We start from the raw sequence: 12,306 nt of genomic DNA, 5'->3' as shown, positions 1-12,306 counted from the left end.
CCTAGTTAGCTGTCCATAATTCATTGTTGTATGGGGGAGAGGTTCTCTCTCAGAAGCTATTGGTCTCAAAGAAGTACCTAGTACACGAAGACATCGCGCTGGTAAGTCTTTGATTGAACAACTTGCTGGACACGTTTTACCGCTAAAGTTTCATGGTGAGTTAGTAAAATGATATAAATTTGGATAGTGAACACTGTTCGATTGATTTGAGTTTTTCTTTATGTATATGATATTTAAATGATTTTTATTTTTATCTGATTGTTGAGAGTTGATTAGATTTTATGTTTTTTGAGGTTTTTTCTTTAGTGAACTGTGTTGTTTTTCAATAAATTGCAATAATAATTAAACTAAAGAGTGACGAGCATCATTATGCGCGGGTTGCATAGCGACACTCGATATCGAATTAGGGTGATTTCGCCCCTGAGTTTGTTTAAACTAGATAAAACACATCTTCAAACGCACTACCCAGTCAACAGACAGGGTAGGGTTTTTTTGTCCAAAATAGACTTGGGCATGAGGTTATATAATGGAAAAAGTTCCAATGACACTACGTGGCGAACAGATGCTACGTGAAGAATTAGATCGTCTACTTAAGCTACGTCCTCAAATCTCAGCAGCGATTGCAGAAGCTCGTGAGCTAGGCGATTTAAAAGAGAATGCTGAATACCACGCCGCTCGTGAAGAGCAGGGTATTTGTGAAGCGCAGATCCGCGATATCGAATACAAGCTGTCTGTCGCACAGGTTATTGATGTCACCAAGATGGAAAACACAGGTAAAGTGATTTTTGGTACAACTGTGACTTTGATTGATGTCGATACTGACGAAGAAAAAACCTACCAAATTGTTGGCGATGATGAAGCTGACATCAAAGCGGGTCGTATTTCTGTTAGCTCCCCAATTGCTCGTGGCTTGATTGGCAAAATGGAAGGTGACGAGGTGGTTATCGAAACCCCGGGTGGCGCAAAAGATTTTGAAATTGACCGAGTTGAGTATCTGTAATTACAAAGCATCACTCTGTCTATAAACATAAAAAGGTCGCCATTGGCGACCTTTTCTTCAGCAACGTAAGTAGTGATTACTTACGAGGGATTTCGATTTTACGCTCTTCAGATTGACGGTACAGTACAAGTACTTTACCGATAGTCTGAACTTTTTCTGCGCCCGTCTCACGTACGATAGCGTCGATGATTAGCTGTTTTGTCTCACGATCTTCTGAAGCAACTTTTACTTTGATCAGTTCGTGATGGTTTAGAGCGATTTCAATTTCTGCTAGCACGGCTTCTGTAAGTCCATTTGCGCCCATTAGCACAACAGGTTTTAAACTGTGAGCCAGGCCTTTTAGGTGCTGCTTTTGTTTGGTGCTTAGGTTCATTACGCGGCCAATTTTCTTTAAAATAAGGGTTGAAAAAAGCTATTTTAACGCCATCTATTGCTGAAGACTATAATTTATTGAGTAATAGGTTGCGCCTATTAAAACAATAGCTCCTATTTGTGCCTTGTTAGGATTAAAATGAGTAAACAAAAACATTCGGCGAGTTCTGGTCGTTGGTTGAAAGAACACTTTGATGATAAATACGCGAACGAAGCTCGTAAAAAAGGTTACCGTTCACGTGCTTATTTCAAAATTGATGAAATACAAACCAAAGATAAGCTGTTAAAACCAGGTATGACTGTGGTCGATTTGGGTGCAGCTCCAGGTGGTTGGTCCCAGTATGCTGCTAAAATAGTAGGAGATAGTGGACAAATTATTGCGTGTGATTTGTTACCAATGGATCCGATTGCTGGTGTAAGCTTTTTACAAGGTGACTTTCGTGATGATGCGGTATTAGACGCTTTGTTAGAAAGAATCCAGCCATCGATGGTAGATGTAGTAATGTCTGATATGGCACCTAACATTGCGGGCAATAACTCGGTCGATCAACCTAGAGCTATGTATTTAGTTGAATTGGCCTTAGATATGTGTCGACAAGTTCTAGCGCCTAATGGTAGCTTTGTTGTTAAAGTTTTCCAGGGTGAAGGCTTCGATCAGTACGTGAAAGAAGTCCGAGACATGTTTAAAGTCGTAAAAGTCAGAAAACCAGACTCATCGCGAGCTCGCTCTCGAGAGGTCTTTGTAGTAGCCACTGGTTACAAAGGTTAACCATTTTGCTCTACTAAGAGCGTGTTAACACTATGGCTACAGTTAATGAACTGTAGTACCCTACCTTTAATTACAATTAGTTATCGAGAGGCTTACACCTTGAGTGACATGGCAAAAAATTTAATTCTGTGGCTTGTTATCGCTGTCGTATTGATGTCGGTATTCCAGAGCTTTGGCCCTGGAGAAAGTAATGGCAGAACCGTGGATTACACCACGTTTGTACAGGAAGTTGGCCAAGGCCAGATTCAAGAAGCAACTTTTAAAGACGGTGAGATTAGCTTTGTTCGTCGTGGCGGTGGTGCCAAAATGGTCACTTACATGCCAGTGTATGACCAAAAGCTTCTTGATGATCTAATTAACCAAAACGTGAAAGTGCAAGGTACGCCTCCTGAAGAGCAAAGCTTGCTAGGCACTATCTTTATTTCTTGGTTCCCAATGATTTTACTGATTGGTGTATGGATTTTCTTCATGCGTCAAATGCAAGGTGGCGGCGGCAAAGGCGCCATGTCTTTCGGTAAGAGCAAAGCTCGAATGATGAGCGAAGAACAGATCAAAACCACGTTTGCAGATGTTGCAGGCTGTGATGAAGCGAAAGAAGATGTAAAAGAACTGGTTGATTACCTGCGTGATCCAAGCCGTTTCCAGAAGCTGGGTGGTAAGATCCCAACTGGTGTTTTGATGGTTGGTCCTCCAGGTACTGGTAAAACGTTGCTTGCTAAAGCGATTGCTGGTGAAGCGAAAGTACCATTCTTTACAATTTCAGGTTCCGATTTCGTAGAAATGTTTGTTGGTGTTGGTGCATCTCGTGTGCGTGACATGTTCGAACAAGCGAAGAAAGCAGCGCCTTGTATTATCTTCATTGATGAGATTGATGCGGTAGGTCGTCAGCGTGGTGCTGGTGTAGGTGGTGGTCACGATGAACGTGAACAGACACTGAACCAAATGCTAGTTGAAATGGATGGTTTTGAAGGCAACGAAGGTATTATCGTTATCGCTGCGACTAACCGTCCAGACGTTCTTGACCCTGCATTGCTACGTCCTGGTCGTTTTGACCGTCAAGTAGTCGTAGGTCTACCAGACGTACGTGGTCGTGAGCAAATTCTTAAAGTTCACATGCGTAAAGTGCCTCTAGCGGGTGATGTAGAGCCTTCTCTAATTGCACGTGGTACACCAGGTTTCTCTGGTGCTGACTTAGCAAACCTAGTTAACGAAGCGGCGCTATTTGCTGCTCGTGGCAACAAACGCAACGTATCTATGGTTGAGTTTGAGCTAGCGAAAGACAAAATCATGATGGGTGCAGAACGTCGCTCTATGGTTATGTCGGAAGAGACAAAAGCGTCAACAGCCTACCACGAAGCAGGTCACGCGATTGTTGGTCGTTTAGTTCCTGAGCATGATCCGGTTTATAAGGTATCGATTATTCCTCGTGGTCGTGCACTAGGTGTGACAATGTACCTGCCAGAGCAAGACCGTGTAAGTATGTCTCGCCAGCATCTAGAATCGATGATTTCTAGCTTGTACGGCGGCCGTCTTGCGGAAGAGTTGATTTACGGTGCGGATAAAGTATCAACAGGTGCTTCTAACGACATCGAACGTGCAACAGATATTGCTCGTAAAATGGTAACGCAATGGGGCTTCTCGGAAAAACTTGGTCCTCTACTGTATGCAGAAGATGAAGGTGAAGTGTTCCTAGGCCGTAGCGTAACTCAGACAAAACACATGTCTGATGACACTGCTAAGCTAATCGATGACGAAGTTCGCCAAATTATCGATCGCAACTACGACCGAGCGAAAAAGATTTTGCAAGAAAACATGGATATCATGCATGCAATGAAAGACGCGCTAATGAAGTATGAAACCATTGACGCGCACCAAATCGACGACCTAATGGAACGTAAGGCTGAGATTCGTGAACCTGCTGGCTGGGGGGATAACCCTTCAAACAAACCTCAGGTTGATGACAAACCGCAAGCTGCGCCTGCAGCAAAAGAGGAAGAGAAAAAGGCTGATGCAGATAATGATGCAGAGCAGTCTACTTCCCAAGAAGCGGCTTCAGCTGACGCACCAGAAAAGAAAGATTCTGAATAACTATTGTTGATATTGATAAACCCCGAGTTCGCTCGGGGTTTTTGTATTTATTATGATTATTAAAGTAAAAAACAAATCTCTGGACCTTTCTCGTCCACACGTAATGGCCATTCTCAACGTCACGCCAGATTCCTTCTCTGATGGAGGCAAGTTCAATTCTCTAGATTTAGCGCTTGCACGCGTTGAGAAAATGATAAAAGCAGGCGTCAGCATTATTGATGTTGGCGGTGAATCGACCCGACCGGGAGCTCCGGAAGTCACGTTGGAAGATGAACTGGAGCGCGTTATTCCAGTCGTTAGAGCTATCAGAGCGCACTACCCCGACGTGTGGATATCAGTTGATACCAGTAAAGCTGAAGTGATTCGTCAGTCTGTTGAAGCTGGTGCGGATCTTATCAATGACATTCGTTCTTTGACTGAGCCTGGTGCATTGGAAGTGGCTGCAAAAGCGAATGTACCGGTGTGCATCATGCATATGAAAGGCCAGCCTAAAACCATGCAACAGAACCCGCAATATGATGATCTCATGCAGGAAGTGGAGCAGTTCCTGGTGGAGCGAATGGCAGTGTGCGAAGCCGCAGGTATCGCGCGAGAAAATATCATTCTCGATCTTGGTTTTGGCTTTGGCAAAACCATAGAACACAATTATCATATGCTGGCTCATCTTGAGAAGTTTCATAAATTTGGCTTGCCAATCTTGGCAGGCTTGTCTCGTAAATCGATGATTTTTAAACTGTTGGATAAGCCTGCGGCAGAGTGCACAAACGCTAGTGTTGTTTGTGCCACGATTGCAGCGATGAAAGGTGCACAGATCATTCGAGTACACGACTTTGAAGAAACGCTTGAAGCGATGAAAGTTGTTGAGATGACGAAGAACAATATTTAAAAAATAACAAAGGAAAGTTTATGTCTGATAAAAGACGTTACTTTGGTACAGACGGTGTGCGTGGCAAAGTTGGACAATATCCAATTACTCCCGATTTCGTACTGAAACTTGGCTGGGCGGCAGGTCGCGTATTAGCGAAGCGAGGCACAAAAAAAGTAATTATCGGTAAAGATACTCGCATATCTGGCTACATGCTGGAATCTGCACTAGAAGCGGGTTTGGCTGCGGCTGGTCTTAAAGCGACCTTTACCGGACCAATGCCAACTCCAGCGGTTGCCTATTTAACACAAACATTCCGAGCAGAAGCTGGGATTGTAATCTCGGCATCTCATAACCCTTACTACGATAACGGCATCAAGTTTTTCTCTTCTGAAGGCACTAAATTGCCAGATGATATTGAACTTGCTATCGAAGCGGAATTGGACAAAGAGATTGAATGTGTCGAATCGGCTGAGCTGGGTAAAGCAACACGCCTAAACGATGCAGCGGGTCGTTACATTGAGTTTTGTAAAAGTACTTTTCCTTCAACACTAAGCTTAGCGAGCCTTAAAATTGTGGTTGACTGTGCACACGGCGCAACTTACCACATCGCTCCAAATGTCTTTAAAGAGCTGGGTGCTGAAGTGATTGCGATGGGCGTTGAGCCTAATGGTACCAATATCAACGATCAAGTTGGTGCGACTGACGTACGTGCACTTCAAAAACGTGTGGTAGAAGAGCAAGCTCACCTTGGCCTTGCCTTTGATGGTGACGGCGACCGAATCATCATGGTTGATCACTTGGGTAATAAAGTCGATGGCGACCAGATTGCCTACATCATCGCAAGAGATGCGCTACGTCGCGGTGAACTAAAAGGTGGTGTTGTTGGTACTCTGATGACTAACTTAGGCATGGAAAATGGCCTGAAGCAGTTAGGTATTCCATTTGTTCGTGCTGCGGTAGGCGATCGCTACGTGATGGAACAGTTGCTAGCTAAAGGCTGGAAGATCGGTGCTGAAAACTCAGGCCACGTTATCTTGTTAGACAAAGTCACCACCGGTGATGCTATTGTTGCTGCATTACAAGTTCTTGCTTCGATTGTCGGCAGTGACATGTCGTTACACGATCTTTCTCAAGGCATGACGTTGTACCCGCAAGTGCTGGAAAACGTTCGTTTCTCTGGCGATGCTAACCCATTAGAAGCAAAAGCAGTACTGGATTCTGTTGCCGAAGTGGAAGCTGAACTTGGCGATAAAGGTCGAGTATTGCTGCGTAAATCAGGTACTGAGCCTCTTATCCGTGTCATGGTAGAAGGCGAAGATGCAGAACTTGTCCAGAGCTCAGCGCTTAAAATTGCTGACGCGGTAAAAGCAAGTTTTTAATCATTGCTTTAACCGATAGCATATAAAGAAAAGGGCGTTTTTTGCCCTTTTTTTGAGCGTTCGGCTCAATGGCTTTGTTTTTTTACTAATTTCCCCTTGTCAGCGTTAATGGCTTTCGCTAGTATTGCACCGCCTCCCGTTAGGAGGTCGCTAGCCTTGTTCATTTAATAAGATTCATTATTTTTGGGCGGCGCTGGCTCAACAATTTGGAACATAGGTGGAAAAAATGTTTACAGTTCTACTTGTGATTTACCTGTTGGCGGCGCTTGGTGTGATTGGCCTTGTGTTGATTCAACAAGGTAAAGGCGCAGATATGGGAGCCTCGTTCGGTGCTGGTGCTTCAAACACAGTGTTTGGTGCTAGCGGCTCAGGTAATTTCTTAACCCGAACAACTGCTATTTTAGCAACCGTATTTTTTGTCATTAGCTTGCTACTTGGTCGTATGTCTACGCACAAGACTGAGTCACAATGGGTAGACCCAACGTTAGGTCAGCCAGTTGTTGAACAAGTTAAGGACGCAGCGAGTGAAGTTCCAGCACCAGCTGGTGATGAAATTCCTCAATAAGCTGCAAGGTTTTGATGCCGAGATGGTGAAATTGGTAGACACGCTAGCATGAGGTGCTAGTGCCTTTGGTGTGAGGGTTCGAGTCCCTCTCTCGGCACCATGTATTTACAAACTTGTAAATCACTTGTTTGCGAGTATAATGCTCAGCAAGTCGGACGCGGGGTGGAGCAGCTTGGTAGCTCGTCGGGCTCATAACCCGAAGGTCGTCGGTTCAAATCCGGCCCCCGCAACCAATCTCTTTCTTTGAATAAGAAATCGAGGGTTGGCAAGTTTGCGTAGTACTAACCACACTACGAGTTAAGGATAGCATTTTTATCTATTCTTAACGTATCAGGGTCCAGCAGCATAAAACCCCGACTATCGGGGTTTTTTGTTATCTGAGTTTTTTAAAAATCTCAGATTGCTGCTTGGTTTTTTGATTGGGCTCTGAGCCCTTTTTTTGTTTCTGGAGTGGTTTAAATGACTGGTTTAGAAAGACAACTTACTGAAATGCTTGAAGCTCCTGTTGAGGCGTCGGGCTATGAGTTGGTTGGATTAGAATTCATTCGAGCAGGCGCGCACTCAACGCTACGCATCTATATTGACCATGAAAATGGCATTAACGTGGACGACTGTGCAGAAGTTAGCCACCAAGTAAGTGCGGTACTAGACGTTGAAGATCCAATTTCTGTTGCTTACAGCCTAGAAGTGTCTTCTCCAGGTTTAGAAAGACCGCTTTTCAAAGCAGCACATTACGAGCAATTTATTGGTCACGAGGTCAGCATCGTTTTGAAAATGGCTGTAGCAAACCGTCGCAAGTGGAAAGGTATTATCCACAGCGTTGATGGCGAAACAGTGACAGTTACTGTTGAAGGCCAGCAAGAAGAGTTTGCTTTAAGTAATATTTCAAAAGCTAACCTGATCCCTAAATTTTAGTTCCCTAAAAAAGTTTAAGCTTAGAGGCTAAATACAATGAGTAAAGAAATTTTAGCGGTAGCAGAAGCGGTATCGAACGAAAAAGCGGTACCTCGTGAGCGTATCTTTGAAGCTCTTGAGATTGCTCTAGCAACTTCTACAAAGAAAAAATACGAAATCGAAATCGACGTACGTGTTGCTATTGACCGTAAAACGGGTGAATTCGTGACTTACCGTCGCTGGTTGGTGGTAGACAATGTTGAAAACCCAACCAAAGAGATCTCTCTAGAAGCTGCACAATATGACGATGATTCAGTTGAGCTAGGCGATTACGTAGAAGACGAGATCCAATCAGTAACGTTTGACCGTATTACGACTCAAACTGCTAAGCAAGTTATCGTACAAAAAGTTCGTGAAGCTGAGCGTGCACAAATCGTTGAGCAGTTCATTGATAACGAAGGTGACCTAATCACTGGTGTTGTTAAGAAAGTAAACCGCGACACTATCGTACTTGATCTAGGTAACAACGCAGAAGCGGTAATCCTGCGTGATGACCAACTTCCTCGTGAAAACTTCCGTCCAGGTGACCGTGTTCGTGGTCTTCTGTACAAGGTTGCTCCAGAAGCGCGTGGTTTCCAACTGTTCATCACTCGCTCTAAGCCTGAAATGCTAGCAGAGCTATTCCGTGTTGAAGTGCCTGAAATTGCTGAAGACATCATCGAGCTTAAAGGCGCGGCGCGTGATCCAGGTTCTCGTGCGAAGATCGCAGTGAAAACTAACGACAAGCGTATTGACCCTGTTGGTGCGTGTGTTGGTATGCGTGGTGCACGTGTACAAGCGGTTTCTGGCGAGCTTGGCGGTGAGCGTATCGATATCGTACTTTGGGATGATAACCCAGCTCAGTTCGTAATCAACGCAATGGCTCCAGCTGATGTTGCATCTATCATCGTTGATGAAGATGCGCACGCAATGGATATCGCGGTTGAAGCAGATAACCTAGCACAAGCTATCGGTCGTAATGGCCAAAACGTTCGCCTTGCGTCTCAACTGACTGGTTGGGAGCTGAACGTAATGACAGTAGCTGATCTTCAGAAGAAACACGCTGAAGAATCACAAGCGTCTATCGAAAACTTCATGAAGTACCTTGATATCGAAGAGGACTTCGCACAGCTACTTGTTGAAGAAGGTTTCTCAACATTAGAAGAAGTTGCTTACGTACCAGTAAACGAGCTACTTGAAGTCGATGGCCTGAATGAAGAGCTAATCGAAGAGCTACGTGGTCGTGCGAAAGATGCACTAACAACAATCGCATTAGCGCAAGAAGAGTCTTTTGAAGGTCTGGAGCCGGCAGAAGATCTACTAGGACTTGAAGGTCTTGAGCGTGAAATGGCATTTAAATTGGCAGCAAAAGGTGTAGCAACACTTGAAGATCTTGCTGACCAAGGCATTGACGATTTAGAAGGTATTGAAGGCCTGACCGAAGAGCGTGCAGGTGAGCTAATTATGGCCGCACGTAACATCTGTTGGTTCGGCGAAGAAGCATAATTCAGCAAGGAGGAAGCGGCATGACACAATTAACAGTTAAAGCACTGAGTGATGAGATTGGTACGCCAGTCGACCGCTTGATTGAACAACTTGCTGACGCTGGCATTAAAAAGGCGAGCTCTGACAATGTTACTGATGAAGAGAAGCAGCAGCTTCTCTCTCATCTGAAAAAAGAACACGGTGATAAGTCTGGCGATTCAGAGCCTACTCGCCTTACGCTACAGCGTAAAACTCGTAGTACACTTAGTGTAAACGCGGGTGGTGGTAAGAGTAAGAATGTTCAGGTTGAGGTGCGCAAGAAACGTACATACGTGAAGCGCAGCACAATTGAAGATGAAGCGAAACGTGACGCTGAAGAAGCGGCAAAACGTGAAGCAGAAGAAGCAGCAAAACGCGCAGCTGAAGAAGCCGCAAAGCGTGAAGCTGAAGAAGCTGCAAAACGTGAAGCTGAAGAAGCTGCAAAACGTGACGCTGAAGAAAAAGCGAAACGTGAAGCTGAAGAAAAAGCGAAACGAGACGTTGATACGAATGCACAACGTGAAGCTGAAGAAAAAGCGAAACGTGATGCTGAAGAGAAAATTAAGCAAGAAGCAGCGCGAAAAGAGGCCGACGAGCTTAAACGTCGTCAGGAAGAAGAAGCTAAGCGTAAGGCTGAAGAGGAAAGTCAGCGCAAGCTTGAAGAAGCTCGCGAATTGGCTGAAAAGAATAAAGAGCGTTGGTCTGCTGCAGAAGAGAAAAAGGGTGATATGGAAGATACAGATTACCATGTAACGACTTCACGATACGCACGTGAAGCGGAAGATGAAGCAGATCGCAAAGAAGAAGCTGGTCGTCGTAAGAAGAAGAAAAAACCTTCTCAAAAGGATGATCAAGCTCGTAATGGTGGTCGTACCCAACGTGGCGGTAAAGGTGGTCGTAAAGGCAAGCTAGCTAAGCCAACATCAATGCAGCATGGCTTTGATAAGTCAGCAACAGTTGCTAAACAAGATGTTGTGATTGGTGAAACTATCGTCCTATCAGAACTTGCTAACAAGATGTCTGTGAAAGCAACAGAAGTTATCAAAGTGATGATGAAGATGGGCGCAATGGCGACTATCAACCAAGTTATCGATCAAGAAACAGCTCAGCTTGTGGCTGAAGAAATGGGTCACAAAGTTGTTCTTCGTAAAGAGAACGAGCTAGAAGAAGCGGTTCTATCTGACCGTGACACGAATGCAGAAGCTGTTCCTCGTGCTCCAGTTGTAACTATCATGGGTCACGTAGACCACGGTAAAACATCAACACTGGACTACATCCGTCGTACACACGTTGCTTCAGGCGAAGCGGGTGGTATTACTCAGCACATCGGTGCATACCACGTTGAAACTGAAAACGGCATGATCACGTTCCTTGATACTCCTGGACACGCGGCGTTTACTGCAATGCGTGCTCGTGGTGCTCAAGCGACAGATATCGTTGTACTTGTTGTTGCAGCAGATGATGGCGTAATGCCACAGACAGTAGAAGCTATCCAGCACGCGAAAGCGGCAGGCGTACCTTTGATTGTTGCAGTGAACAAGATCGATAAAGAAGATGCTAACCCAGACAACGTTAAGAATGAGCTAGCTCAATACGACGTAATCCCTGAAGAGTGGGGCGGTGAGAACATGTTCGTTCACATCTCTGCAAAACAGGGTACAAACATCGACGGTCTACTAGAAGCAATCCTTCTACAATCTGAAGTTCTCGAACTTACAGCAGTAAAAGAAGGCATGGCATCTGGCGTAGTTGTTGAATCACGTCTAGATAAAGGTCGTGGTCCAGTAGCAACAGTACTTGTTCAGTCTGGTACGCTAAACAAAGGCGATATCGTTCTTTGTGGTCAGGAATACGGTCGTGTTCGTGCTATGCGTGACGAACTAGGTCAAGAAATCACAGAAGCTGGCCCGTCTATCCCAGTTGAGATCCTAGGTCTTTCTGGTGTGCCTGCATCAGGTGACGAAGCAACAGTAGTACGTGACGAGCGTAAAGCGCGTGAAGTTGCAAACTACCGTGCTGGTAAGTTCCGTGAAGTGAAACTTGCTCGTCAGCAGAAATCTAAACTAGAGAACATGTTCTCTAACATGACTGCTGGTGAAGTTGCTGAACTGAACGTAGTTCTGAAAGCTGACGTACAAGGTTCTGTTGAAGCTATCGCAGACTCACTACTTAAACTGTCAACTGACGAAGTTAAAGTGAACATCGTTGGTTCAGGTGTTGGTGGTATTACTGAGACTGACGTAGTACTAGCAGAAGCTTCAAATGCAATCATTCTAGGCTTTAACGTACGTGCTGATGCATCTGCTCGTCGTGCGGTTGAAGCAGCAGCTGTTGACCTACGTTACTACTCAATCATTTACCAATTGATTGATGAAGTGAAACAGGCAATGGGCGGTATGCTTGCTCCAGAATTCAAGCAAGAGATCATTGGTCTTGCTGAAGTACGTGACGTATTTAAGTCACCGAAACTGGGCGCAATCGCTGGCTGTATGGTTACTGAAGGTCTGATTAAGCGTAACAACCCTATCCGTGTTCTACGTGATAACGTTGTTATCTACGAAGGTGAACTAGAGTCACTACGTCGCTTTAAAGATGACGTTCAAGAAGTTAAGAATGGCTACGAGTGTGGTATCGGCGTTAAGAACTACAACGATGTTCGCGTTGGCGACCAAATCGAAGTATTCGAAATCGTTGAAATCAAACGTACTCTAGACTAATTGACTAAGATTACTCATATTGTCTTTGATAGATAAGTAGTAATTGGTTGTTGAATACACCATGGGGGGCTGGCTTAGACCAACCCCCCAT

Annotated in this window: 10 protein-coding genes and 2 tRNA genes; 11 read left to right on the top strand and 1 reads right to left on the bottom strand. The window is 44.7% G+C overall.

The genetic code is table 11. From position 1 onward, the window contains the following. Positions 1-526 precede the first annotated feature (526 nt). Complete coding sequence (gene greA, locus VEJY3_RS12760) at positions 527-1,000, top strand: transcription elongation factor GreA (protein WP_014232894.1); 474 nt, start codon at positions 527-529, stop codon at positions 998-1,000. A gap of 76 nt (positions 1,001-1,076) precedes the next feature. On the opposite strand, the gene yhbY is transcribed toward greA, so the two are convergent. After that, entirely contained in the window at positions 1,077-1,373 is a 297-nt protein-coding gene (yhbY, locus tag VEJY3_RS12755; RefSeq protein WP_005380066.1) for a ribosome assembly RNA-binding protein YhbY, read from the bottom strand. A gap of 138 nt (positions 1,374-1,511) precedes the next feature. Here yhbY and rlmE point away from each other — a divergent pair, with 138 nt between their 5' ends. The 10 genes from rlmE (at position 1,512) to infB (ending at position 12,215) form a co-directional block, all read left to right on the top strand. Continuing rightward, a complete protein-coding gene (gene rlmE / locus VEJY3_RS12750; protein WP_014232893.1) occupies positions 1,512-2,141 on the top strand; it encodes a 23S rRNA (uridine(2552)-2'-O)-methyltransferase RlmE in 630 nt (209 codons plus the stop codon). A gap of 108 nt (positions 2,142-2,249) precedes the next feature. Next, positions 2,250-4,229 (top strand): ATP-dependent zinc metalloprotease FtsH, encoded by a 1,980-nt coding sequence (gene ftsH / locus VEJY3_RS12745; protein ID WP_041170266.1) that lies wholly within the window; start codon positions 2,250-2,252, stop codon positions 4,227-4,229. Positions 4,230-4,281: 52 nt separating this feature from the next. Beyond that, a complete protein-coding gene (gene folP, locus VEJY3_RS12740) occupies positions 4,282-5,115 on the top strand; it encodes a dihydropteroate synthase (RefSeq protein ID WP_014232891.1) in 834 nt (277 codons plus the stop codon). Positions 5,116-5,135: 20 nt separating this feature from the next. Further along, on the top strand, positions 5,136-6,476 hold the full coding sequence (gene glmM, locus VEJY3_RS12735; protein ID WP_014232890.1) for a phosphoglucosamine mutase: 1,341 nt from the start codon (positions 5,136-5,138) through the stop codon (positions 6,474-6,476). Between the two features lie 226 nt (positions 6,477-6,702). After that, complete coding sequence (gene secG, locus VEJY3_RS12730; RefSeq protein ID WP_014232888.1) at positions 6,703-7,041, top strand: preprotein translocase subunit SecG; 339 nt, start codon at positions 6,703-6,705, stop codon at positions 7,039-7,041. Between the two features lie 16 nt (positions 7,042-7,057). After that, positions 7,058-7,141: transfer RNA gene (locus tag VEJY3_RS12725), tRNA-Leu, on the top strand. 56 nt (positions 7,142-7,197) lie between these two features. Continuing rightward, positions 7,198-7,274: transfer RNA gene (locus VEJY3_RS12720), tRNA-Met, on the top strand. Between the two features lie 226 nt (positions 7,275-7,500). Further along, positions 7,501-7,956: a ribosome maturation factor RimP gene (rimP, locus tag VEJY3_RS12715; RefSeq protein WP_014232887.1), complete on the top strand. Its 456-nt coding sequence runs from the start codon at positions 7,501-7,503 to the stop codon at positions 7,954-7,956. 36 nt (positions 7,957-7,992) lie between these two features. Further along, a complete protein-coding gene (gene nusA, locus VEJY3_RS12710; RefSeq protein ID WP_014232886.1) occupies positions 7,993-9,480 on the top strand; it encodes a transcription termination factor NusA in 1,488 nt (495 codons plus the stop codon). A gap of 20 nt (positions 9,481-9,500) precedes the next feature. Next, positions 9,501-12,215, top strand: coding sequence for a translation initiation factor IF-2 (gene infB / locus VEJY3_RS12705; protein WP_014232885.1), 2,715 nt, complete (start codon positions 9,501-9,503; stop codon positions 12,213-12,215). Positions 12,216-12,306 lie beyond the last annotated feature (91 nt).

Source organism: Vibrio sp. EJY3 (assembly GCF_000241385.1).
GTDB classification, from domain to species: domain Bacteria; phylum Pseudomonadota; class Gammaproteobacteria; order Enterobacterales; family Vibrionaceae; genus Vibrio; species Vibrio natriegens.
The sequence above is the reverse complement of the archived record's forward strand: the minus strand, read 5'-3'. Positions and strand labels throughout refer to the sequence as shown.

What these genes read in the sequence shown, in the direction of transcription:
- infB (WP_014232885.1), top strand. Translation starts at nt 9,501, where the DNA reads ATGACACAATTAACAGTTAAAGCACTGAGTGATGAGATTGGTACGCCA.
- ftsH (WP_041170266.1), top strand. Translation starts at nt 2,250, where the DNA reads ATGGCAAAAAATTTAATTCTGTGGCTTGTTATCGCTGTCGTATTGATG.
- secG (WP_014232888.1), top strand. Translation starts at nt 6,703, where the DNA reads ATGTTTACAGTTCTACTTGTGATTTACCTGTTGGCGGCGCTTGGTGTG.
- nusA (WP_014232886.1), top strand. Translation starts at nt 7,993, where the DNA reads ATGAGTAAAGAAATTTTAGCGGTAGCAGAAGCGGTATCGAACGAAAAA.
- glmM (WP_014232890.1), top strand. Translation starts at nt 5,136, where the DNA reads ATGTCTGATAAAAGACGTTACTTTGGTACAGACGGTGTGCGTGGCAAA.
- rimP (WP_014232887.1), top strand. Translation starts at nt 7,501, where the DNA reads ATGACTGGTTTAGAAAGACAACTTACTGAAATGCTTGAAGCTCCTGTT.
- greA (WP_014232894.1), top strand. Translation starts at nt 527, where the DNA reads ATGGAAAAAGTTCCAATGACACTACGTGGCGAACAGATGCTACGTGAA.
- yhbY (WP_005380066.1), bottom strand. Translation starts at nt 1,373, where the DNA reads ATGAACCTAAGCACCAAACAAAAGCAGCACCTAAAAGGCCTGGCTCAC.
- folP (WP_014232891.1), top strand. Translation starts at nt 4,282, where the DNA reads ATGATTATTAAAGTAAAAAACAAATCTCTGGACCTTTCTCGTCCACAC.
- rlmE (WP_014232893.1), top strand. Translation starts at nt 1,512, where the DNA reads ATGAGTAAACAAAAACATTCGGCGAGTTCTGGTCGTTGGTTGAAAGAA.